At 57.4% G+C, this 22973-nt stretch carries 19 protein-coding genes; 12 read left to right on the forward strand and 7 right to left on the reverse strand.

Annotated elements, in window-relative coordinates; translation table 11 throughout:
* Positions 1-186: 186 nt before the first annotated feature.
* Complete coding sequence (betC, locus tag SHIM_RS07360) at positions 187-1722, forward strand: choline-sulfatase (protein WP_054001897.1); 1536 nt, start codon at positions 187-189, stop codon at positions 1720-1722.
* A 101-nt stretch (positions 1723-1823) separates the two neighbouring features.
* Here betC and SHIM_RS07365 read toward each other — a convergent pair whose 3' ends face one another.
* From SHIM_RS07365 to SHIM_RS07380, 4 genes are all read right to left on the reverse strand, one after another.
* Complete coding sequence (locus SHIM_RS07365) at positions 1824-3527, reverse strand: thiamine pyrophosphate-binding protein (protein WP_054001898.1); 1704 nt, start codon at positions 3525-3527, stop codon at positions 1824-1826.
* 127 nt (positions 3528-3654) lie between these two features.
* Positions 3655-4962 carry a mannitol dehydrogenase family protein gene (locus tag SHIM_RS07370; RefSeq protein ID WP_054001899.1) on the reverse strand — a complete coding sequence of 436 codons (1308 nt, stop codon included), beginning with the start codon at positions 4960-4962 and terminating at the stop codon, positions 3655-3657.
* An 8-nt stretch (positions 4963-4970) separates the two neighbouring features.
* Positions 4971-6368: a glucuronate isomerase gene (gene uxaC, locus SHIM_RS07375; RefSeq protein ID WP_054001900.1), complete on the reverse strand. Its 1398-nt coding sequence runs from the start codon at positions 6366-6368 to the stop codon at positions 4971-4973.
* Positions 6365-7054: a GntR family transcriptional regulator gene (locus SHIM_RS07380; RefSeq protein WP_193749877.1), complete on the reverse strand. Its 690-nt coding sequence runs from the start codon at positions 7052-7054 to the stop codon at positions 6365-6367. The genes uxaC and SHIM_RS07380 overlap by 4 nt, the downstream gene beginning before the upstream one ends.
* A gap of 227 nt (positions 7055-7281) precedes the next feature.
* On the opposite strand from SHIM_RS07380, the gene SHIM_RS07385 reads away from it, so the two are divergent.
* The 8 genes from SHIM_RS07385 (at position 7282) to uxuA (ending at position 16145) form a co-directional block, all read left to right on the forward strand.
* The gene (locus SHIM_RS07385) at positions 7282-8322 is read left to right on the forward strand and encodes a Gfo/Idh/MocA family protein (protein WP_054001902.1); all 1041 of its coding nucleotides are present in this window, start codon (positions 7282-7284) and stop codon (positions 8320-8322) included.
* Positions 8319-9338, forward strand: coding sequence for a Gfo/Idh/MocA family protein (locus SHIM_RS07390; protein WP_054001903.1), 1020 nt, complete (start codon positions 8319-8321; stop codon positions 9336-9338). The genes SHIM_RS07385 and SHIM_RS07390 overlap by 4 nt, the downstream gene beginning before the upstream one ends.
* Positions 9335-10405 carry a Gfo/Idh/MocA family protein gene (locus tag SHIM_RS07395; protein WP_054001904.1) on the forward strand — a complete coding sequence of 357 codons (1071 nt, stop codon included), beginning with the start codon at positions 9335-9337 and terminating at the stop codon, positions 10403-10405. The genes SHIM_RS07390 and SHIM_RS07395 overlap by 4 nt, the downstream gene beginning before the upstream one ends.
* Before the next feature lie 38 nt (positions 10406-10443).
* Complete coding sequence (locus SHIM_RS07400; RefSeq protein WP_152926470.1) at positions 10444-11730, forward strand: ABC transporter substrate-binding protein; 1287 nt, start codon at positions 10444-10446, stop codon at positions 11728-11730.
* 75 nt (positions 11731-11805) lie between these two features.
* On the forward strand, positions 11806-12774 hold the full coding sequence (locus SHIM_RS07405) for a carbohydrate ABC transporter permease (RefSeq protein ID WP_054001905.1): 969 nt from the start codon (positions 11806-11808) through the stop codon (positions 12772-12774).
* Positions 12767-13819 carry a carbohydrate ABC transporter permease gene (locus SHIM_RS07410; protein WP_054001906.1) on the forward strand — a complete coding sequence of 351 codons (1053 nt, stop codon included), beginning with the start codon at positions 12767-12769 and terminating at the stop codon, positions 13817-13819. Before SHIM_RS07405 ends, SHIM_RS07410 begins: the two co-directional genes overlap by 8 nt.
* 14 nt (positions 13820-13833) lie before the next feature.
* Positions 13834-14937 (forward strand): ABC transporter ATP-binding protein, encoded by a 1104-nt coding sequence (locus SHIM_RS07415; RefSeq protein WP_054001907.1) that lies wholly within the window; start codon positions 13834-13836, stop codon positions 14935-14937.
* Complete coding sequence (gene uxuA / locus SHIM_RS07420) at positions 14934-16145, forward strand: mannonate dehydratase (RefSeq protein WP_054001908.1); 1212 nt, start codon at positions 14934-14936, stop codon at positions 16143-16145. Before SHIM_RS07415 ends, uxuA begins: the two co-directional genes overlap by 4 nt.
* 247 nt (positions 16146-16392) lie before the next feature.
* Here the strand turns inward: uxuA and SHIM_RS07425 are convergent, their stop codons facing one another.
* From SHIM_RS07425 to SHIM_RS07435, 3 genes are read right to left on the reverse strand one after another with little or no spacing between them, the layout of a single operon-like run.
* Complete coding sequence (locus SHIM_RS07425; RefSeq protein WP_054001909.1) at positions 16393-17400, reverse strand: ABC transporter substrate-binding protein; 1008 nt, start codon at positions 17398-17400, stop codon at positions 16393-16395.
* A complete protein-coding gene (locus SHIM_RS07430) occupies positions 17379-18746 on the reverse strand; it encodes a sensor histidine kinase (RefSeq protein ID WP_054001910.1) in 1368 nt (455 codons plus the stop codon). Before SHIM_RS07430 ends, SHIM_RS07425 begins: the two co-directional genes overlap by 22 nt.
* Complete coding sequence (locus tag SHIM_RS07435) at positions 18736-19404, reverse strand: response regulator transcription factor (RefSeq protein ID WP_054002042.1); 669 nt, start codon at positions 19402-19404, stop codon at positions 18736-18738. Before SHIM_RS07435 ends, SHIM_RS07430 begins: the two co-directional genes overlap by 11 nt.
* 107 nt (positions 19405-19511) lie before the next feature.
* On the opposite strand from SHIM_RS07435, the gene SHIM_RS07440 reads away from it, so the two are divergent.
* The 3 genes from SHIM_RS07440 (at position 19512) to SHIM_RS07450 (ending at position 22544) form a co-directional block, all read left to right on the forward strand.
* Positions 19512-20498 (forward strand): Bug family tripartite tricarboxylate transporter substrate binding protein, encoded by a 987-nt coding sequence (locus SHIM_RS07440; RefSeq protein ID WP_054001911.1) that lies wholly within the window; start codon positions 19512-19514, stop codon positions 20496-20498.
* Positions 20499-20578: 80 nt separating this feature from the next.
* Positions 20579-21061, forward strand: coding sequence for a tripartite tricarboxylate transporter TctB family protein (locus tag SHIM_RS07445; protein WP_054001912.1), 483 nt, complete (start codon positions 20579-20581; stop codon positions 21059-21061).
* A gap of 1 nt (position 21062) precedes the next feature.
* On the forward strand, positions 21063-22544 hold the full coding sequence (locus SHIM_RS07450) for a tripartite tricarboxylate transporter permease (protein ID WP_054001913.1): 1482 nt from the start codon (positions 21063-21065) through the stop codon (positions 22542-22544).
* Positions 22545-22973: the final 429 nt, after the last annotated feature.

Consider the following 22973-nt stretch of genomic DNA (forward strand, 5'->3'; position numbering starts at 1 on the left):
TGCAAGGATCCCTCGCAATGTGCCTCCGCTGTGCCCTGACCCGCTATCCCTTTAAGGCGCGCAAAAACCGTGGCACGCGGTCTGCGAAACAACGGAACGCCCATTGCAAAGCGATGCATTACCAACCGCCTCCGGTTTGACGTGACACTCTCGCCATCACGTACATTTTTTTGACCGGAGCCTCTTATGACAGACCGTCCAAACATCGTGGTCATCATGGCCGACCAACTTGCACCCCATTTTACAGGTGCCTATGGCCATCGATCCGCAAAAACCCCCCACCTTGACGCATTGGCCACCCGCGGAATGCGATTTGACGCCGCCTATTGCAACTCACCGCTGTGCGCACCGTCCAGATTTTCATTTATGTCAGGCCAGCTGATCAGCCGGATCGCTGCCTACGACAATGCCTCGGAATTCCGCGCCTCGGTGCCCACATTTGCACATTATCTCAAGGCTCTCGGCTACCGTACGTGCCTGTCGGGGAAAATGCACTTCGTTGGCCCCGACCAGAAACACGGGTTTGAGGATCGTGTGACGACCGATATCTATCCATCCGATTTTGCCTGGACCCCGGATTGGGAAGCCCACGATGAACGCATCGACAAGTGGTATCACAATATGCAGACCGTCAAAGAAAGCGGCGTCGCGCAGGCTACGTATCAGATCGACTATGACGATGAGGTCGGCTTTGCCGCGAAGCGCTGGCTGATTGATGTCGCCCGTGGGCGTGGTCAAGGAAAGGACGCGCCATTTGCATTGGTCGCCAGTTTTATTCACCCGCATGACCCATACGTTGCCCGGCCGGAATGGTGGAATTTGTATTCGGACGACGACGTCGACATGCCCGCGTTTGTGCCCCCAATGGAAGAGCAAGATGCCTTTTCAAAACGCCTGCTGGACGGGATTGAGGCCAGTTATAAGCCCTTGACTGACGAAGAGGTTTTGCGGGCCCGGCGCGCCTATTTGGCCAACATCAGCTATTTTGACAGCAAAATTGGTGAGCTAACGCAAACCCTCCAAGAGATGGGGGAACTGGACAACACCATTGTGATTGTCACTGCTGACCACGGCGACATGCTGGGCGAGCGGGATTTGTGGTACAAAATGAACTTCTTTGAACATTCCGCGCGGGTGCCTTTGGTGATGGCCGGCCCCGGGATCGCACAAGGCAGCGCGCCCAACGCGTGCTCACTGGTCGACATGCTGCCAACCATGCTCGACATCGCAGGCGGCACACCCGACATCGTCGGAGAACCTATCGACGGTCGGTCATTGATGCCCTTGGCGCGCGGCGAAAATGACCCCAAAGACGAGGCCATCGGCGAATATTGCGCCGAAATGACGCCGTACCCGGTGTTCATGATCCGGCGCGGACCTTTGAAGTACGTGCATTGCGACATTGATCCACCGCAAATGTATGACGTGGTCGCCGACCCAGAGGAACGCGTGAACCTTGCAGCCCTGCCTGACCATGCCGAGGCGGCGGCAACCTTTGCCAAAGAAGTCGCGGACCGGTGGGACGGAGAGGCCCTGCGTAAAAAGGTCATCGCAACGCAAAAATCACGGCGCGCCCTGCATGCCGCGATGGAAGCAGGCGCAGGCGAGCATTGGGACTACAATCCGCCGTCCGATGCATCCCAACAATATGTGCGCAATCACATGGATTGGGCCGAGGCGAACAACTTTTATCGCTTCCCGCCTCTCAAAGACGACGGATAGGTACAAAAAAACTCGGCCGGCCACGCGCAAACAGCGTGTGGCCCTCTCCAAATCCGGTCAAAGCCAATGGACTGAGCGCTAAGGCGCGCCGGACGCCGGCTTTATCCCTTTTGTGCCGCCACGCCCTGCGCGCGCACATCCGACAGCGATTGCGCTGGGGTCAACGCTTCCGGATCGACCCGCAGCTCAATCAAATATCCCGCGTCAGACGCCTGTGCGCGCTGCAAGGCGGCTGGGAAATCCTCGGTGCGCGACACCACTTCGCCCGGAATGCCAAAGGAGTTGGCATAGGTCACAAATTCCGGGTTCACCAAATCGGTGGAGATAACTCTCCCCGGATGGTGGCGTTCCTGATGCATCCGGATTGTGCCGTACATGCCGTTGTTCACCACCAGATAGATGACCCCCGCCCCGTATTTTTTGGCGGTCGCCATTTCCTGTGCGGTCATCAGAAAACAACCGTCTCCCGCGACGCTGACCACCGTGCGGTCGGGGATTTCAATCTTAGCGGCCACCGCGGCCGGAACCGAGTATCCCATCGACCCGCTGGTCGGCGCCAACTGCGTGCGATAGGCGCGATGGGCGTGAAACCGGTGCAGCCAGACTGCGTAATTTCCGGCCCCGTTTGTGAAAACTGTGTCCGCGGGCAAAGTGTCAGACACATGCCGGATCACATGCCCCATGTTCAATTCCCCCGGCACCTCTGTGGGAATACGATACGCCTGATATCTGTGGTGAAATTTCGGGGTCCAATCTGACCGGTCCATGTCCGGCGCGTCCATGCCCAGCATTGCGCTCAGAAAATTCTCGGCAGACGACACAATCGACAAATCAGGTGCATAGACATGACCCAGCTGTTCGGGGCCGGGATGCACATGCACGAAGGGCATCTGTGGCACTGGGCTGTCGATCAATTCATAGCCCTGCGTCGTCATCTCGCCAAACCGACTGCCGATGGTGATCAACAGATCCGCCTCCTCCCGCACATTTTGCAAAAGAGACGGCAATGCAGCGATGCCAATCACGCCGGCATAGTTCGGGTGGCCGTTGTCAAAGTAATCCTGACAGCGGAAGGTCGTGGCCACGGGCAGATCGAATTTTTCCGCCACCTGACGGGTCAAATCAGCGGCTTTAGCGCTCCATCCCGGCCCGCCAACCACAAGCATAGGCTTACGCGCAGCCGCCAACATGTCGGCCAATTGAACCATGTTTTGCGGCGCAGGAGCGCCAAAGCCGACATTTGCAGGCCGCGTGTCTTTTACCGTCGCCACGGCCGACAACGTGTCCTCCGGCAATGCCAAAACCACAGGCCCGGGCCGCCCGGAAATGGCCACATGCCAAGCGCGGGAGATGTACTCGGGTATGCGGTTGACGTCATCAATTTGCGCCACCCATTTCGCCATTTCTCCGAACATTCGGCGATAATCAATTTCCTGAAACGCCTCGCGATCCATCATCGACGTCGCCACCTGACCGATCAGCACAACCATCGGCGTGCTGTCCTGAAAGGCGGTGTGCACCCCGTTGGATGCATTGGTCGCCCCGGGGCCACGTGTCACCGCACAAATTGCGGGTTTGCCAGTCAATTTGCCATAGGCGTCCGCCATATTGGCCGCGCCACCTTCGTGACGACAGGTGATAACGTCGATCTGATCCGCGTGATCATAAAGGCCGTCCAGCAAACCAAGATAGCTCTCTCCCGGCACGCAGAAAACCTTTTCAGCGCCCAAAATGGCCAGTTGGTCCGCCAGAATGCGCCCGCCATGGCGCGGTGCAGCAGCTGTGTCAGGGGTCGAATTGGGCATAGGGCGCTCCGGTTTGCTTTTGGGCCATCATTTGCAGCCATCTGATCAGCGCGGCTCATGGGCAGCAACCGGAAAATCACCAGAGCCTGGAGAGAATTCCTCCCCAGCTTCCGAGCAGCCCGCTGCTTCAATTCACGCCGACGTGCCTAACCGCATTCCGCACGTCTCCAACAAGCAAAGTTGCCTCGCTCTCGGGAAATATCAGGCCAAGCAAATCCGGCACCGCGCCTTCTGGGATTTCGCACCCCTTACAAACTTCGGCGATCCTTGCGGCCGAGGGATCTTGCACCGGACGCCCCGCGGCGACCTCTCTGCAAACCCACGCGACCCAAGCCGAAAGGCCCTTGCTCAACAGTAACATACCTCTGCCATGGCGTGGCAGGTTTCCCCACCGGATCGGTATCTTGAGACTGCCATCCTGTGCAATTTGTGCCAATTCATGCTTAAGACCGGGGTTTTCGAACCGTTCCACAAGCGCCCGACCATAGGCATCCGCATCCCTTGCGGACGTCACCGGCAATGTCGCCTGCACCACTGAAAACAAATTCCGCACATCTGCGCGCAATTCCGGATCCGCAATCGCTTCATGAACATAGGTATGGCCCGCCATTTGACCGGTATAAGCGAGATAAGAATGTGCCCCGTTCAACATTCGCAGCTTGCGCATCTCAAAGGGTGCCACGTCTTCTACAAAAACCGCGCCCGAACGCTCCCAGTCCGGTCGTGGGCCTGCAAAGTCGTCCTCAATCACCCATTCGGCAAAGGCTTCTGTCTCCACTGGGGCGGCGTCTGCCCAACCGGTTTGATCCGCCACTTCTTGGCGCAATGCGTCGGTGGTGGCTGGCGTGATCCTATCCACCATGGCGTTGGGAAACCTTACAAAATCAGGCGCAGTCACATCTGCATCCAATCCGGCCGCTTTGGCAAAAGCCTTCACCGCCGCGCCCAGCTTTCGACCGTTTTCCGCAAGATTGTCACAAGACATCACCGTGATCGGGCCCGCCTTCGCCTTCCGGCGACGTGCAAGTCCGCGCGCCAAGAGCGCGGGCAATGTGACCGCAGCGCCGGTGTCCAAATCTAACGCCACACCCTCGTTGCTCAGATCAAGCGTTCCGTCCGGCGCAAGGCAATAACCGTTTTCTGTGACGGTGATTGTCACAATGACCGTCGCAGGGTCCGCAATCCTTTGCAGCGCCGCGTCGGGATCGCGTGGCGCCACCAAAACGTCCTTCAGCACGTCGATCTTTTGAAACTGCGTCCCTGAGCGATCCTTGACGGCCAGCGTATAGGCGCCGCCCTGTGCCGCCAAGGCCTCCGCCATATGCGGCGAGCGCAACGATGCACCGACTATTTCCCAGCCAGCCAAACCTTGAGTAAAAACGGCCTGATGTGCACGAAAGAAATTGCCGACGCCGATGTGAAAAATCCGTTTCATATTTGCTCTCACAGTCTATAGGCGTCCACCGCAAGATCGCGGCTCAGAAGGCGGGCAATCTCTTCGGCATCGCTGCGGTCAAACAAGCGCTTCTCCATCTGCGTGGCCAGATGCCGGCACACACCGCGTCGCCAAAGATCATGCCGCACAGGGATCGACATAAAGGCACGGGTGTCGTCGTTGAAACCGGCAAGGTTCCAATATCCGGCGGTTTCAACGACGTGATCGAGATAGCGTTCAATGCCATTGGCGCTGTCGTGAAACCACCACGGCGGGCCAAGGCGCAGCGCCGGCCAGTGACCGGCCATAGGGGCCAACTCACGAGCATAGCTGCTTTCATCCAACGTAAATGCCAACAGGCGCATATTCGGTGAATTGCCAACACGATTAAGCAGCGCCTCAAGACCCGCAACCCAGTTGGTGCGTGTCGGGATGTCGGCTCCCATATCCGGCCCAAAGGCTGTGTTAAGCGCATGATTGGTGCCGCGGCGCGATCCCGCGTGCAACTGCATCACCATACCGTCGTCAGCCGACATTTGGGCCATCTCGGTCAGCATATGACCGTGCAAACGGTTGGCTTGCGCGGCGTCCAACTGACCCAAGCGAGCCTTGGTGAAAAGCGCGCTGGCATCGTTGCGGTCCAACCAGCAGGTTATCAAATCCTGCACGGCATGGTCCGTCGCAGTTGCCCCCAAATCACGGAAATACGCACGTCGAATTTCCAGTGCCCGCAAATAACCTGCAAAATCACCCGTGTCCTCGCCCGTTATCTCGCCCAATGTGACAAGGTCGCGGTGATAGTCCGGGTGTTCAGGATTGATCACGCTGTCGGGTCTAAACGTGGGAATGACACGTGTGGCAAGGTCGTTTGCCTGCGCGGCCTTGTGGTGGCCAAGATCATCAAGCGCACCATCGGTGGTGGCGAGGACCTCAATATTAAAACTCCTTAGCAACGCGTTTGGCAGCATATCGGCGCCACGCAAACGCGCGTCGATTGCGTCATAAATCCGGTCCGCACTCTCCGCATTCAGGCGTTCGGTGATACCAAACAGTTGCCGCAAGGTTCCGTTCATCCAGAGCCAGCTTGGTGTGCCGCGAAACTTGTGCCAATGGCTGGCGAACAGCCGGAAAATGGCGCGCCCGTCGCGCTGCTCCTCCGGCACGCCTACGCCCAAATCGCGCAAATCGACGCCTTGACTGTAAAGCATGCGAAACAGGTAGTGATCCGGCACAATCAACAGCGACGCGGGGTCGGGAAACGGTTGATTTGTCGCAAACCACTTCGGGTCGCAATGTCCGTGCGGCGAGACAATTGGCAGATCGCGCACGGTTTCATAAAGCGCGCGCGCCGTGTCAGGCAGGTGCAATGCTGTGCCAATCGGCGCTTGGTCGGTCTCAGAGGTCATTCAAAATAGTCCTGATGCTGCAGTGACAATGTTTCCAGAACGTTCAAAACGGTCCGGCAATGCGCTTGCATTTTAGTCACTGCCGCCGCCTCGTCGCCGCTTGTGATGGCGTCCAAAATCGCCTGATGCTCAGCCAGCAACGATTGCAATTGGCCATCCACTTTCAGTGACAGACAGCGCAGCCTGTCCAGCTGTATCTTTTCTCGTTCCAAAACCACTGCGGTGCGCGGCAGGCCAGTGGCCGATGCCAACAGGCTGTGAAACTGGTCATCCAGCGCGTGATATCGGGGGAAATCCTCAGCTTTCGCCGCGCGCGACTGCGCCTTAAGATTGCCCTCTAACGCGTCCAGATCAAACGGTTTCAACCCCTCACCCATCACGCGCCGGACGACGGCCAATTCAATCGCCTCGCGTAAAAACTGAGCCCCCAAAATCCGTTCTCGGCTCAGCGTGGCGACAAAACTGCCGCGGCTTGGATAGGTGTTGATCAACCCCTCTTCACGCAGCCGCAACAAGGCTTCTCGCACCGGTGTACGACTGACCCCAAGCCTGTTGCCAAGTTCGGCTTCCGACACAGGACATCCCGGCGGCATTTGCATTTCAAGAATGGGGGTCCGCAACAGTTGATAGACCTGATCGCCGGCAGGTGCCGCCAGATCGATTTGCGCAGTATCCAAAACCGCCAAAGAGCCCTCCTCCAAGCCCTCACTTCTGCCTCGCCCGGATTGTCGCATACTCCGCCTGCCTCTCTTGGCCATCTGAGGTACGCCCTACCGGACACGCTAGGGACAGCGCGATGGAAAGTGACGCAGCGCCAGTATACCGGTATCCATTTTGTTTACAACCGGTATACCGGTATGGTAATCCGGTCAAACCTGCGCAGAACGGCAGGTAGAAATGGGAATAATTGCCAATGAATATTGCGCTTGTCGGCCTTGGTATGGTGGCCGCAACACACGCCAAAGCGATTCGCGCACTGCCAGATGCACGCCTAACGGGCGTAATGTCACGCGCACCCGAAAAAGCCCGGCAGTTTGCAATCGACCACTGCGATCCTGACGATCAACCAAAGGTCTTCACAAGCGTGGCCGACCTCGCGGCCGCCTCCGACGTCGACATCGTTGCAATCTGCACCCCGCCGGACGCCCGCGCCGATCTGGTCTCGAAACTCGCCACAAATGGTAAACACATTTTGATGGAAAAGCCGATCGAACGCAGTTTTCGCGCGGCCCGAGACATCGTAAACACCTGCGAGGCCGCCAAGATCTCTCTCGGCGTGTTCCTGCAACACCGCATGCGCGAATCCGCCTTGGCGCTAAAAGCCCTGCTTGATGCCGGCAGCCTAGGCAAGATCGCTTTGGTAGAAGTGTCCGTGCCTTGGTGGCGCCCGCAAGCGTACTACAACGAACCCGGACGCGGCACCTACGGTCGCGACGGCGGCGGTGTGCTGATTTCTCAGTCCATTCACACCCTGGACCTGATGCTCGCTCTATTGGGGCCGGTCACCCGCGTTCAGGCCATGGCCCGCACTACAGATCTGCACCACATGGAAGCCGAAGATTTTGTATCTGCCGGTCTGGAATTCGCAAGCGGCGCGGTTGGGTCATTGACAGCCAGCACCGCCAGTTTCCCGGGGGGCGCCGAAACCATCACAGTGCACGGCACGCTGGGTTCTGCTGTGCTTAGCCCGGGTGCGCTCGACATCTCGTATCAGGACGGTCGCCGCGAAACCATCGGCCAACCCGTCACCTCCGGCGGTGGCGCCGATCCGATGGCCTTCACCCACGCATGGCACCAGGGCATCTATCAGGATTTCATCGACGCCCTGGCCGAAGGCCGCGCGCCCGCCGTCACAGGCCGTGATGCGCTTGCCGTGCAACTTCTTATCGACACGCTTGTGGCCTCTTCCCGACAAGGCCGCGCCCTCGACCTTCCCTTATCGGAGCACCCATGACCGCCCCCCTCAAATTCGCAGCCATCGGCCTTGAACATTTCCACATCTTTGGCATGGCCCAAAACCTGATCGACGCCGGTGCCGAGTTTGTCGGCGTCTGGACCGAGCACCCCACCCGGGTGTCCGAAAAATTCGGCGAAAAATTCCCGGATGTACCACATGCTGACGCGATGCAGGCGCTGTTGGACGATCCCACCATCGACCTTATCCTCACGGCAGACATTCCTGCGCTGCGGGCGGATCGCGCGATTGCAGCGATGCGCGCGGGCAAAGACGTCATGGCCGACAAACCCGGCTGCACCACGCTTGAACAACTTGAGGCGATCAAGGCGACCGTTGCCGAAACCGGCCGCATCTGGACAGTGGATTTTTCCGAACGCTTTGAGGTCGCCTCAGTGACCAAGGCCGCCGAACTGGTGGCTGAAGGCGTCATCGGCAAAGTGGTACAAACCATCGGCATGGGACCGCACCGCCTCAACAAACCCACACGCCCTGACTGGTTTTTTGAACGTGAGGCTTATGGCGGCATCATCACCGACATCGCCAGCCATCAGATCGACCAGTTCCTCTATTTCACCGGCTCGACCGACGCCGAAATCACCATGGCAAATGTTGCCAATTACGCCAATCCACAGACGCCGGGCCTTCAGGATTTTGGCGAAATGAGCCTCAAGAGCGATCAGGGCCACGGATATGTACGCGTGGATTGGTACACGCCTGACGCTCTGCCCACATGGGGTGATGGCCGCCTGACCATTCTCGGGACCGAAGGCTATATCGAGTTGCGGAAATACGTGGACGTGGCCCGTGATGATGGCATCGATCACCTCTATCTGGTCAACGGCGACCGCTGCGAGAAAATCGACTGCTCTGACACAGGCCTTCCCTATTTCTCTCGCCTTATCAACGATATCCGCAACCGCACTGAAACAGCCGCCCCCCAAGCGCACGTGTTCAAGGTCATGGAACTTGGCATCACCGCACAGATGATGGCCGAGCGGAGCCTCAGCGCATGATCACAGTTGCCATCATCGGCGCAGGTATAGGCCGCGAGCACCTTAACGGCTATCTCGCGTTGCCCGATCTTTATCGCGTAAAAACTCTCTGTGATCTGGACGAGGCCCGCGCCCGCTCTGTCTTGGATGAGATTGACGGCGACACGCGTTCTATAACCGTTAGCTCTGACATGCAGTCTGTGCTGACCGACGCGGACGTCGATCTGATCGACGTCTGCCTGCCGCCACACCTGCACTTTCCGGTCTCCCGGGATGCAATGCTGGCGGGCAAACACGTTGTCTGTGAAAAACCGCTTGTGCCGTCTCTGGCCGACGCAGACGCGCTGATCGATATCGCCACAGACACCAATCGTATCCTGTCACCGGTTTTTCAGTATCGCTTTGGCCCGGCCATGAGCCAACTGCAAGCGCTGCAAGACGCAGGGCTTACCGGTGCGGCCTATGCCGCCAGCCTCGAAACCCACTGGAACCGCGATGCGGCCTATTACGCCGTGCCGTGGCGCGGCACATGGGAAGGGGAAAATGGCGGTGCGGTTTTGGGCCACGCCATTCACAACCACGACCTGCTAACCACGATCATGGGCCCCATCGAGAGCCTGTCGGCCACCACCAACACCTTGGTAAATGCCATCGAAGTCGAGGACTGCGCTGCCATTTCATTTCGCATGCAAAGCGGCGGGGTTGCCACGAGCTCAATCACTTTGGGCGCCGCGACAGACACCAGTCGCCTGCGCATTGTCTTTGAAAAACTGACCGCCGAAAGCGGTTCCGCCCCCTATGCGCCTGCCACCGAAACATGGACGTTCACCGCCCGCGATCCGGCGGATCAGGCACAGGTTGACGCCATCGTTGCCTCGGTCGGCGCCGTGCGCGCGGGCTTTGCCGGCTATTTTGCGGAACTCGCCAATCACATCAACGGCGCGCCACACCGTGCGGTGACCTTGGAGGATGGTCGCCGTTCGATCGAATTGGTGGCCGCAATCTATCAATCGGCACGCGAGGGGCGCGCCATCACATTACCGCTGGGTCGATCCACCCCGCTGTATCAAAGTTGGGCACCCGCCTGACACCCATAATTAGGATCACTTTCTGGGAGGAAAATTAAATGAAACCAACGATTTCCAAAATGAAGGGCGCATTGGCCCTTGGCGCGCTGGCCGTGTCATTTGGGGCCGTCTCAACCGGAGCCTCGGCGCAAGAAGTGCGCTTTATGTGCTCCTCGGACGGCAACGAATGTGACACCTACCGCGAGATTTTTGACAAATTTGAAGCTGCCAACGACGACATCACCGTTTTGATCGAGGACGTGCCTTACAAAGCCATCCTCGAGAACCTGCCGATTCAGTTGGCCGCGGGCACCGGCCCCGACATCGCCAAAGTCACCGACCTCGGCGGCCTGAGTCAGTACTACCTCGACCTGTCACCTTACGTGGACGGCGCTTATTGGGACGCCAACTTCGGCGCGACCCAGCCGTGGTACCGCAAATCCGCAGACGACGCCGGCATCTATGGCATGCACAGCCAGCTGACAGTCACCGGTCCTTTTGTGAACCTGACCTTGTTTGAACAAGCAGGCGTAGAGGTCCCCGGCAACGACGCCGATTGGGACACATGGGCGGCCGCCGCAAATCAGGTCGCCAAGGCCACAGGCGTAACCTACCCGATGGCGATGGACCGCTCCGGCCACCGCATTGCCGGCCCCGCGATTTCCTATGGCGCGCAACTGTTTGACGACAACGGCGACGCGATGTTGGTGGACGACGCCTTTACCGCTTATGTCGAGAAATTTGTCAGCTGGCACAACGACGGCACCATGGCGCGCGACGTCTGGGGCGGCTCGGGTGGCTCATCTTATCAGGACGCAAAGGCTGAATTCATCTCCGGCGATCTGGTCTATTACTTCTCCGGCTCCTGGCAGATCCAGAAAATGAGCGAAAGCATCGGCGACGATTTTGACTGGAAAGTTGTCGGCTCCCCCTGCGGTACAGGCGGCTGTACCGGCATGCCCGGCGGCGCTGGCGTGGTTGGCTTTGAACAGACCGAGCACCCCGAAGCGGTGGCCAAGGTCCTCGACTTCCTCGCACAGCAGGACAACTACAACTACCTGACAGCCAAGACGCTTAACATCCCGGCGCACGCCGGTGTTGCTTCTGCTCCTGTGGACTACATAGACGCGTCCCCGGCCGCGTCGCAGGCTCTGAACGCGTTTGCCGCACAGGTTGCGGGCATTTCGCCAATTGCGATCAAATACCAAGGCTACAAGCACAACCGCGCGATGTTCAACATCACGCTGCAGCGCGTGAGTCAGGCGATCGTAGGCGAACTGACCGTCGAAGAAGCCATGGAACGCGCCAAGTCTGATCTGGCCGAAGCCATGGCCGCAACAGAGTAAACTCAAAAACCAAGCGCGCGTCCGCGACTCCCTGCGCGGGCGCGCACTCTGCCCTTTTGACAACAGGTCACTCAGATGCTCGGACTGCTGACATCCATCATGCGCGTGTTTGAAATTCCGATGGCGTTCTTGCAACGCATCCTCGGCATCAAACACCTCGCTTGGGTCTTTTTGGCCCCAAACTTGATCTTGTTCTTTCTGTTCGCCTTTCTACCGGTGTTTTTGAACGTGGTTTACGCCCTGACCGGCGGCGATCAGATCCTGCTGCGCGACCGCGCCTTTGTGGGGGCGGACAACTTCGCCGTGCTGGCGAGCTGTGACAACTACCTTGATCCCAACACCTGCCAAAAGGATCTCTTTTGGCGCGCCGTGCACAACACCGGCTGGTTTATCGTGTTGCAAATTGGCTTTATGATCGGCTTTTCGCTGCTCACTGCACTGGTGCTGAACCGCGACATTCGCGCACGTGGTTTCTTCCGCTCTGTCTTCTTCTTTCCCGTTCTGCTGTCGCCTGTTGTGGTGGCCCTAATCTGGAAATGGATCTTGCAACGCCACGGGCTGATGAACGCCGGTTTGGACGCGATGGGACTTGAACCCGTTCTCTGGATGCTCGAGCGGGAATGGACATTCTTCTGGTCGGTCTTCCTGTCGATCTGGGCGCATATGGGGTTTTACACCCTGATCCTTCTGGCTGGCTTGCAAGCCATCCCCCGCGATGTCTATGAGGCCGCCTTAATGGACGCCGCCACGCCCTTCCGCACCTTTTCCCGCATCACCTTGCCGCTGCTGATGCCCACCATGCTCGTGGTTATGGTACTGGCCCTGATCAAAGGCGTGCAGACCTTTGACGAAGTCTATGCTTTCTCCGGCGGCGGCCCCGGCTCGGCCACGACGCTGCTCATTCAATATGTCTATGAAACCGGATTTGCCGGAGCGCCTCGTCTGTTTGGTTTGGCCTCTGCCGCCTCGATCATGCTGGCGCTGGTGCTTGTGGTGCTGACCGGCCTGCAACTTTGGGCCACAAGGAAAAACGCCGATGGGTAAGATCAACACCTTCCTCACCCGCACCCGCGGCCGCAACGGCCCCGACATCATGGATTGGCTGACCTACGGCTATCTCTTTCTTGGCGTCGCGCTGATGTTCGGCCCTGTGCTTTGGCTCTTGGCCAGCTCGTTCAAAACCGAAGCCGAACTCAACTCTTTCCCCCCGCGTCTGTTGCCCTACAAACAGGAAATGATCACCGTCACCGGCTATGACGACCCGCTGCCGCTTTACATCGTGACCGAGGGCGAGCACGCAGGCCGCACCGTGGCACAGGTCAAACGCATCGGGCTGTCGGCCAAGGTGCTGGACCCTGAAAACCCGACCGAGACGTTCAAAATCAAAACCTCGGAACGCGAGGCGGTAGAACGCGTCGCGCTGGCCACCGAAAACTACACCGAGCTGTTCGAAAAATTCGACTTCCTGCGCTACTTCTGGAACTCGACCTTCATCACCCTGACCGCCACGATCATCATGTTGATCTTTAACTCGATGGCCGCCTTTGCCCTGTCAAAATACGAATTCCGCGGCCGCACAATTGTGCTGGCATTGGTGATCGGCGTTCTGATGGTGCCGCAAACTGTGGTGCTGGTGCCGCTCTTTATGATCGCCAAGGAACTCTACCTGATCGACACGCTTTGGGGGGTCATCCTGCCCGGCGCAGCCACACCCACGGGCGTCTTTCTACTGCGCCAATACATGCTGACCATTCCCGACGAAATTCTCGACGCGGCCCGCATGGACAAAGCAAGCGAATGGAAAATCTACTGGCGCATTATCCTGCCGCTCTCTGCCCCCGCGATTGCCGTCCTCGCGATCCTCGCCATCATGTGGCGCTGGAACGACTTCCTCTGGCCGCTGATCGCGCTCAGCCGCAATGAAAACTACACCCTGCAGCTGGCGCTCAACTCCTTCCAAGGCGAGCTGGACACCGAATGGTCCAACCTGCTGGCAATGACAATCCTGACGCTCACGCCCATCGCCTTGGTCTTTGCCTTTCTGCAAAAATACATCGCCACCGGCATCGCCTCCACCGGCGGCAAATAGAAAAGAGACCCGACATGGCCGACCTCACACTCAACAACGTGAAAAAATCCTACGGCGCCGCCGAGGTGATCAAAGGCGTCAGCATGCAGATCAAGCACGGCGAATTTTGCGTCTTTGTCGGGCCATCGGGCTGCGGCAAGTCCACGCTTTTGCGTATGATCTCCGGCCTTGAAACCATAACCGAGGGCACCTGCGAAATCGACGGCGAGGTTGTGAATGACCGTGGCGCGGCGGATCGCGGCCTCGCGATGGTGTTCCAGTCTTATGCGCTCTATCCGCATATGTCGGTGCGCCAGAACCTGACCTTCGGCCTTGAGAACCTCAAAACCCCCAAAGCTGCGATCACGACCAAGACCAACGAGGTCGCCAAAATGTTGCAGATTGACGAACTGCTCGACCGCCGCCCAAAGGATTTATCTGGCGGTCAGCGCCAGCGCGTCGCTATTGGCCGCGCGGTGGTGCGTGAACCACGGGTGTTCCTGTTTGACGAACCGCTCTCAAATCTTGATGCCGAGCTGCGGGTGGAAATGCGTGGCGAAATTTCACGCCTGCATGGCCGCTTGGGCAACACCATGATCTACGTGACCCACGATCAGGTCGAAGCCATGACTATGGCCGACAAAATCGCCGTGTTGCGCGCAGGCGAGGTCGAACAATTTGGTCGGCCGCTCGATCTTTACAACACACCCGCCAATATGTTTGTCGCTGGCTTCATCGGCTCCCCACGCATGAACTTCTTTGCCGGCACAGTTTCCGGCGCCGACTTGATATTGCCCAAGGGTGATCGCCTCGCTCTGCCCACTTCCGGCTTTGACATCACCGAAGGTGCCGCCGTGACACTGGGCGTGCGTCCCGATGGGCTGAAAGTTGTGAGCGGCGACGCCACAGGCCCGCATGACATCCACGCCGAAGTGGTCACCGTCGAAAAACTTGGCGGCGAAAGTTACTTGTATGCTCTCACGGCAGAGGGTGAGAAGATCACGGTGCACTCACAGGGCCAGACCAGGATCCGAGAAGGCGACAAAATTGCCTTGGCAGTGGCCACCGATGCGTTGCATCTTTTTGACAGCGCGAGCGGAAAATCGCACCGCCGCGATACCGACGGGATACCGACATGAAACAGACATGGCGCTGGTTTGGTCCGGCGGACACAATCAACGTCAAAGACCTGCCTCAAATCGAGGTCGAAGGCATCGTCACCTCTTTGCATCACATCCCGCCTGGCGCGGTTTGGACAGTGCCTGAAATCCGCAAACGGCAGGCCGAAATTGCCACACCGAACGGTCAGGAAACGGGTCTTTCATGGGAGGTTGTCGAAAGCCTTCCAGTATCAGAGACCCTCAAAACTCAAGGCGCGGATTACGCCGACCACATCGCGTGCTACAAAGAAAGCCTGCGCAATCTGGCCGCCAGTGGCTTGCGGACTGTGTGCTACAATTTCATGCCGGTGCTGGATTGGACCCGCACCAATCTGGCCGCAAAAATGGCGCATGGCGGCACCGCGATGTCCTTTGACGTGATCGATTTCGCGATCTTCGATCTGTTTTTGCTCAAACGGGCTGCGGCGCGAGACGAATATGCAGCTGTCACCCTGTCCATCGCCGAAACCCGCTTTGCCGCCATGGACGATGCGGCAAAAAAATCCTTACAAAACAACATTGTTGCGGGCCTTCCCGGCGCCAACGACAATTGGACAGTGACCGAGGTCGCGGCCCTTTTGGACACGTATCGCGACATCGACTCCACCAAACTGCGCCGCAATCTGATCGACTTCTTATCCCAAGTTGTTCCCCTCGCCGAAGAGCTAGGCATGCGCATGTGCTGCCACCCCGACGACCCACCCTTCCCCCTGTTGGGAATGCCCCGCGTGATGTCATCCGTGAAGGACTATGAGACCGTGATTGGGTCCATCGACAGCATCGCCAATGGAGCCACCCTCTGCACTGGCTCTCTCGGAGTAGACCCCAACTTCGACGGCCCCGACTTCGTGCGCCGTCTCGGCCATCGGATCCATTTTGCCCACTTGCGCAACACCACCCGCCTCGCCCCCACCGACGGCGACAAGACCAGCTTTTATGAGGCCATGCACCTTGAAGGCGACACCGACATGGTTGGCACAATCCGCGCATTGCTGGCCGAGGAAACTCGTCGCAAATCAGAAGGTCGCACCGACTGCCAAATCCCGATGCGCCCCGATCACGGTCAGGATATTCTGCACGATCTCAACACCGACAGTATGCCAGGGTACCCCCTTATTGGCCGCGCAAAGGGACTTGCGGAACTGCGAGGAATTATCGCGACGTTATCGCATCTCCAACAAACCTAAACAGCCGCGCGCGCTTCATTTCTCGCCGAATGCGAAAAAAATGCCCGCATGTGGACATCCGCGAAGCCAGTTGGTCAGGTCGCTTTGCACTCAGCCAACCAAGGCTTTTTGCCCACCGCGGCCATAGCCTATCCACAGGTCGGCCGGATAGTGGACGCGCGCGGCGGCGCATTAATGTAGCGGGCACAATCGACAAGCCGCGTTTCAAATTGACGAGTCAGATCGGTTCCAAACAGGCACGCCGATCTCATTCATCTTGCACAATTGCGTTCTCCCATTCGCGGACGAACGCTTCGCGCTTCATCTGATCCAAGTAAGTCATCAAAGCTGGATCCAGATTTATATTCCGTTGCGCCTCATTGTCATAGTCTCCCACCAATGGCGGCAAAGGGAATACCTTTGGATCACCTGCAGCTTGAACAGTCAGAAGATGTCGAACAAAGCTTTCTGCGCGTCGCGGGTTAGCAGCATTCTCGGAGACTAAGACGGTACGCATCATCGTTATCGGAAAGTCCGACGGCAAGATCACCAACAAGTCACCCGAAGTTTCTGCCTGCTTGCGTGCATAGCTGCCCAACACGTTGTAGGCCACCACCAACTTGCCCTGCCGCAAGTCATCGATCATTTGCCCCGAGCAGCAGTATAACTTTGCGCCCACCCGCCCCATGACCTCCATCAGACGCCAATAAGTCTCAGAGGCGCGGGCATCTTGGGTGGCAAACAGATAGCCCAGCCCAGATTGCCGCACATCATACGTGCCAACCCTTCCCTGAAACCGATCCGGATGCCCTCGCAAAAGCTCAATTAGATCCTGCCGGCTTTGGGGGATAGGCAGATCGCCAAGTGTCCGGCGATTGATGACAATAGCGGCAGGTTCGGAGGTAAAGGCAAATAATCTGTCGTGCCATTGCGCCCACTCTGGATGATCCTCAGCCAAAATTGGCGCTGCGAAGCCGTCGTTGGTCAGCTTTAGCTGCAAGTCCATTGCGCTTGAAATCACCACGTCGAACCGGTCAGGCGCGGCTCGGAACGTGCGTTCAAGGTCTGCGGTCCCCGTGACAAGATACTCAACCGACGTGTTTGGGTTTGATGCGATGAAATCGTCGATAATGGGCGCGAAAAAAGACGTATCCGTGCTGGACAGGATCGTCAGCGAAATCTGATCCGATGCTCCAAAGAGCCGCCGGTCCTCCCATTCCTGTGCCGATCCGGAAATGGGCGTCAACAGCGCGATCAGAAGGACAATGTAACGCATGCACCGCCCTCCTTCCGGTTAGACAGGGTCATTTTGCCACCATGTGCGATTGCCACCTCTTGTGCGATGGTTAAACCTAAACCGGATCCAACTTTGTTGCCCATGTTTTTGCCACGAACAAAACGGCCGGGCAGGGTTTCAATTTCATCAACGGCAAATCCCTGCCCACCATCGGAAATGCTGACCGACAACGACGGAGATTTGGAAACCCTCACTATGACATCCGTTTCTGCTGGGGCATATTTGAGGGCATTATCGATCAGATTGCGGAGCGCATTTTGAAGTAAAATCGCATCCCCTTGCAGCGTGGCGGGGCGGTCGAGCGTCATTGTGATCGTAATGTCTTTCATCTCCGCCACAGGCGTCATGCTCAAAACCAATTCATCCAGCAAATCCGCCAAATCTACCTCTGACACCTCAAGGTTTTCTGCGCGAAAAGTGACCATTGCATGATCCAACAACTGCCCCGCCGCGCGGCTGCTTTCATCAATCGCCCGCACCATGGCTTGAAGCGATTTGCGATTTTCCGTGCGGTCCACACGTTGCAACGTCGCCTCTGCATGGGACCGCACGGTCGCCAGAGGGGTGCGGATGCGATGCGCGGCCTCCGCGATAAAGTCTTCCGATTGACTCAGCGTATGGTCCAGCCGCGACATAAAAGTATTCAAAGACCCAACCAAGGGCGCCATCTCCGACGGTACGGGTTTGGTAACGGGGCTCAGGTCCTGAGGACCGCGGCGGGTCACAGAAGTTGCCAGTCGGCGCATTTGGCCGCTGGTTGTGGACGCAGCCCAAAGCGCGAGCGCCGATGACATCAGAAAGAAACCAAGCCCGAGAAATGCAACGCTGCGGGAACTTGAATAAAGCGTGTCCGACAGCGCATCTTGTGTTTGGGCAATTGACACGGACACGGTTCGCGGGCCGTCGGATCCAATCAGCACCCGCGACCCAGTGGCGACGCGCAATGGATCGCCCCGAAACGTCGTGGTTCCAAAATGCGTTCTTTCGCTAAGCACATCACGCGGCAAAATCAGCCAGTCGTAACCCGATAACAAATTCTCCCCTTCGTAGATGGCATAGAACACGCGGTCATCCGCTGCGGTGTTGAGCATCGACAAAGAAGAATATGGAAAATCCACGGTCACGCGCCCATCCCGGATCAGGGCCGTGTCCAGGACGGACGACATTGATGCATTCAGTATGTTGTCCTGGCCTTGCTGCGCCACTTGCGCCGCCAGAAGACGAACAGCCACATACAAGATCACCGCCAGCAAAGCGGCCCCTCCCGTCAGGATAAAGGCCAACCGGTTTCGCAGCGATCCTGAGACGATGACGTCAGCCGTCATGATCCAACCTGTACCCCAATCCGCGCAGTGTTACGATCCGCACTTCTGACCCTTCAAGATGCTTGCGCAAACGCCCGATGTAAACCTCGATAGCGTTCTCAGACACGTCGTCATCATATGAGAAAAGGCGATCAACCAGCTTCTGCTTTGAGAAAACCTGTCCCTTGTTGCCAATCAGAAGTTCGAGCAACCGCAACTCGCGATTGCGAAGATCAATGATGGTGCCGTTGACCCGCAGATGGCCGGAAACTGCGTCGAATTCAACGTCTCCGATGGTCTGAACAGATTGGGCAGACCCCGCGTTTCGGCGCAAAACAGCGCGACACCGCGCCTGTAACTCGGCATGATCAAACGGTTTGGTCAGATAATCATCCGCCCCCAAATCCAGCAAACCGATTCTATCTGACACCTGACTTCGGGCCGTCAAAACGATCACCGGAGTGAGGTTTTTTCGATCCCGGTGCTGCTTTAGGAAGGTTCGCCCGTCCCCGTCCGGCAGCATGATATCCAGCAGGATCAAGTCATATTCCCCCGTATCTACGAACGCGGTTGCGTCGGCAATTTTTGCCGCGTGATCAACGGCATGCCCATCCAAACGGATGCGCGACGAGACCGCTTCCGCTAGCTCCAGATTGTCTTCAACAAGAAGGTATTTCATCGCTGGCATCTCACCTTTCTGGGCGCGTGACAGGTTTATGTCAGGTTGCCGTGATTGTGTCTGCACTTAGGGCCGTGAGGAGAACGGCTACCAAATGGGAGAGTAAAATGACAATGTTGAAAGTGGGCCGCCGTGCCCTGATTGCATCCGCCGTTGCAACACTCGGACTCGGAACTTCGGCTTTTGCCGACGGGCATAAAGTGCTCGATGACATTCACTTTGTGATCCCCGGCGGTGCCGGTGGTGGCTGGGACGGAACCGCACGTGGTGTGGGCGAAGCCCTGACAGGATCCGGCCTGGTTGGGTCCGCCTCTTACGAAAACATGTCAGGTGGCGGCGGCGGTGTGGCGATTGGCTACATGATCGAAAACGCCGATAGCCTCGAAGGCACCTTGATGGTCAATTCGACGCCGATTGTAATCCGGTCGCTGACTGGCGTGTTCCCGCATAACTTCCGCGATCTAACGCTTGTGGCGGGCACCATCGGCGACTACGCCGCGATTGTTGTTCCAGCTAACAGCGATGTTTCCACAATGGAAGATTTCCTCGCTGTGTATGACGCCGACCCGTCTGGAACGCCAATCGGTGGTGGATCTGTGCCAGGCGGTATGGACCACTTGGTCGCCGCTATGGTGATGGAAGCTTCCGGCCGTGATGCACTTGGTGTCAACTATATCGCTTATGACGCGGGCGGCACTGCCATGGCGGCGCTGCTGTCGGGCGAGATTAAGGCGCTGTCTACCGGGTTCTCCGAAGCGGTTGATTTGGCCAACCAGGGCGAAGTCAAAATCATCGGCGTCACAGCTGATGGTCGCGTCGACGCCGCCCCGGATGCTATGACCATGAAAGAACAGGACATCGACACAACGTTCGTCAACTGGCGCGGCTTCTTCGGTGCGCCGGGAATGTCTGATGAAAAACTGGCCCAGTATCAGGCAGCGATTGCCGCAATGTATGACACGGAAGAATGGGAAACTGTTCGGGCCCGCAACGGCTGGGTCAACATCCACAATCCCGGTGACGACTTCCGCACCTTCCTTGAGGAGCAGGAAACAGTCATTGGCGATCTGATGAAAAAACTGGGCTTCCTCTAAGAGCGCAGACCAAATCCTGACATTGGGCGGAGCAGGAGACTGCTCCGCCATTCAGTGAAACTCGTATTGCGGAGGTATCGATGGCTTTGGATCGTTGGATCGCTCTTGTTCTGTTGGGTATCTGTATCATTTATGGATACACGGCTTGGTTCACCATGGATGCGAGTCTTGCGCCGTTCATGCGCCGCAACCCCATCTGGCCCAGCACGTTTCCCAAAGTTCTGTCCGTTCTGGGCGTTACCGCCTCGTTTGTCATTCTCCTCGGGCTAGAAAAAAGCGAAGAGTGGGTTGGTGATATCGATCACCGCCGCTTGGGAGACTACTTCATCGGGCAAGCCCTGCTGCTGCTCGGCCTTATGGTTGTATACGCGCTCTGCCTGCGTCCCCTCGGCTTTTTGTTTTCAACGGTGGCCTTCCTGATTATCGGGTCGGTCATCTTGGGTGAACGTAAATGGCATTTGATGATCCCCGTTGCTCTGATCGCCACAGGGTCCGTCTGGTATTTGGTCCAAGAAGTGCTCGGCATTTTCTTGCGCCCCCTGCCCTATTTCTTGGGAGTCTAACGTGCTCGAAGGTATTCTGATTGGCCTGCAAACGGCCCTGTCGATGCAAAACTTGCTGGTCGTCATTGGCGGCTGCTTGATTGGCACATTCATCGGTATGTTGCCCGGCCTTGGCCCAATGTCGATCATAGCAATCATGATCCCGGTGGCGATCACAATGGGCGATCCGTCGGCCGCTTTGATCCTGTTGGCTGGGGTGTACTATGGCGCAATTTTTGGCGGATCTACGTCCTCGATCCTGCTCAATGCGCCAGGTGTCGCTGGCACTGTAGCCTCCGCGTTTGACGGCTACCCCATGGCGCGTCAGGGCAAAGCTGGCAAGGCGCTCACCATTGCCGCAATTGCCAGTTTCGCCGGCGGCACAATTGGTGCAATCCTGTTGATGATCTTCGCGCCGATGCTGTCCACGGTGGCGCTGTTATTCCACTCGCCAGAATACTTCGCGCTTATGGTTGTTGGCTTGTCTGCCATCGCCGCCTTTGCCGGCCCCGGGCAAGTGACAAAGGCTCTGTTGATGACGGTCGTTGGCCTGATTATGGCGACCGTTGGCGAAGGCGCATTGTTCAATTTGCCACGCTTCACAGCGGGCATCATGGACCTGCAATCCGGCTTTGGTTTCATCACTTTGGCGATGGCAATGTTCGCTCTGCCCGAGGCAATCTTCCTAGTTTTAAAGCCAAAGAACCTTGGCGATAACGGGGGCGAAATCAAAGATTTGCGCATCACCCGCGCCGAAGCCCGCGCAATTGCTCCTGTAATTGGTCGCCAGTCGGTTCAGGGCTTCTTTATCGGTGTCTTGCCAGGCGCAGGCGCAACGATCGCGTCTTTCCTTGGGTATGCCGTGGAGCGCAACATCGCGCCGAAACACGAGCAAGACGAATTCGGACGGGGATCTATCAAAGGTCTCGCAGCACCGGAATCCGCCAATAACGCGGCCTGCACAGGGTCCTTCGTCCCGCTTCTCACCTTGGGCATTCCCGGATCAGGCACAACTGCCATTTTGCTCGGAGCTTTGATCGCGCTGAACGTGACACCAGGTCCTCGCCTGATGATCGATGAGCCGCAAATTTTCTGGGCCGTGATAATGTCCATGTTCATCGGCAACCTGGTGTTGCTGATATTGAACCTGCCCTTGATCCCCTACATCGCCAAACTTTTGGCCATTCCACGCAACTTTCTAATTCCCTTCATCCTCTTCTTTACGTTGATGGGGGCTTACATTGGTCAAAACAACGCGACAGAATTGCTAATGCTGGTCGGTTTCGGCGTTTGCGGCATTGCTCTGAAATTTGCCAACTATCCACTGCCGCCACTCCTGATCGGTTTTATTCTGGGTGGCATGATGGAGGACAACTTCTCGCGTTCAATGCAACTCTATGGGGGTGTTTCATTTGTCTTAGAACGCCCTATGACGCTTGCTCTTTTGATTATTGCTGCAAGCTTGATCATTGTCCCGATTGTTCGGGCGCGCCGCGCCAGATGACTTTGGTTCTTAAGGCCGCCCATTGGGTCACGTGTTTGAACAACACTTTTTGGAAAATTCGGGTACTCATTTTCCACCCTTTGGCGCACAAATGCCCGGCCTTGATCCCGTTCTGAAGATCAGAGATCAACTCACGGGCTCGACGCGCAATTCGAGGTTGGATCAACCTGAAGTGCTCTAGATTTGTAGATAGTTTTTTTGGTGATTGTGGAACCAAGAAGAGACGGACATGAGCAAGGCGGGCGTCTAGGAAACTAAGGGCACCTCAATGCACTGAGGGACGTTGCGCCTCAATCGAGGACCACCCATAGGAATGGAAACCGCTTTCTTGCGTCAAACTCCAAGAACGGTGCCATCTGGGGCAGCACATCCCCGTTTGTCGGTTTTGGGTGTCTATGGGCAGCGCGAAATGGGCAGAAATTCTGCGGA

Source organism: Shimia sp. SK013 (assembly GCF_001292625.1).
Lineage (GTDB): Bacteria > Pseudomonadota > Alphaproteobacteria > Rhodobacterales > Rhodobacteraceae > Shimia.

Excerpts from the sequence above, each read along its gene's own strand:
- betC (WP_054001897.1), top strand. The coding sequence starts at position 187 with ATGACAGACCGTCCAAACATCGTGGTCATCATGGCCGACCAACTTGCA.
- SHIM_RS07365 (WP_054001898.1), bottom strand. The coding sequence starts at position 3,527 with ATGCCCAATTCGACCCCTGACACAGCTGCTGCACCGCGCCATGGCGGG.
- SHIM_RS07370 (WP_054001899.1), bottom strand. The coding sequence starts at position 4,962 with ATGAAACGGATTTTTCACATCGGCGTCGGCAATTTCTTTCGTGCACAT.
- uxaC (WP_054001900.1), bottom strand. The coding sequence starts at position 6,368 with ATGACCTCTGAGACCGACCAAGCGCCGATTGGCACAGCATTGCACCTG.
- SHIM_RS07385 (WP_054001902.1), top strand. The coding sequence starts at position 7,282 with ATGAATATTGCGCTTGTCGGCCTTGGTATGGTGGCCGCAACACACGCC.
- SHIM_RS07390 (WP_054001903.1), top strand. The coding sequence starts at position 8,319 with ATGACCGCCCCCCTCAAATTCGCAGCCATCGGCCTTGAACATTTCCAC.
- SHIM_RS07395 (WP_054001904.1), top strand. The coding sequence starts at position 9,335 with ATGATCACAGTTGCCATCATCGGCGCAGGTATAGGCCGCGAGCACCTT.
- SHIM_RS07400 (WP_152926470.1), top strand. The coding sequence starts at position 10,444 with ATGAAACCAACGATTTCCAAAATGAAGGGCGCATTGGCCCTTGGCGCG.
- SHIM_RS07405 (WP_054001905.1), top strand. The coding sequence starts at position 11,806 with ATGCTCGGACTGCTGACATCCATCATGCGCGTGTTTGAAATTCCGATG.
- SHIM_RS07410 (WP_054001906.1), top strand. The coding sequence starts at position 12,767 with ATGGGTAAGATCAACACCTTCCTCACCCGCACCCGCGGCCGCAACGGC.
- SHIM_RS07415 (WP_054001907.1), top strand. The coding sequence starts at position 13,834 with ATGGCCGACCTCACACTCAACAACGTGAAAAAATCCTACGGCGCCGCC.
- uxuA (WP_054001908.1), top strand. The coding sequence starts at position 14,934 with ATGAAACAGACATGGCGCTGGTTTGGTCCGGCGGACACAATCAACGTC.
- SHIM_RS07425 (WP_054001909.1), bottom strand. The coding sequence starts at position 17,400 with ATGCGTTACATTGTCCTTCTGATCGCGCTGTTGACGCCCATTTCCGGA.
- SHIM_RS07430 (WP_054001910.1), bottom strand. The coding sequence starts at position 18,746 with ATGACGGCTGACGTCATCGTCTCAGGATCGCTGCGAAACCGGTTGGCC.
- SHIM_RS07435 (WP_054002042.1), bottom strand. The coding sequence starts at position 19,404 with ATGAAATACCTTCTTGTTGAAGACAATCTGGAGCTAGCGGAAGCGGTC.
- SHIM_RS07440 (WP_054001911.1), top strand. The coding sequence starts at position 19,512 with ATGACAATGTTGAAAGTGGGCCGCCGTGCCCTGATTGCATCCGCCGTT.
- SHIM_RS07445 (WP_054001912.1), top strand. The coding sequence starts at position 20,579 with ATGGCTTTGGATCGTTGGATCGCTCTTGTTCTGTTGGGTATCTGTATC.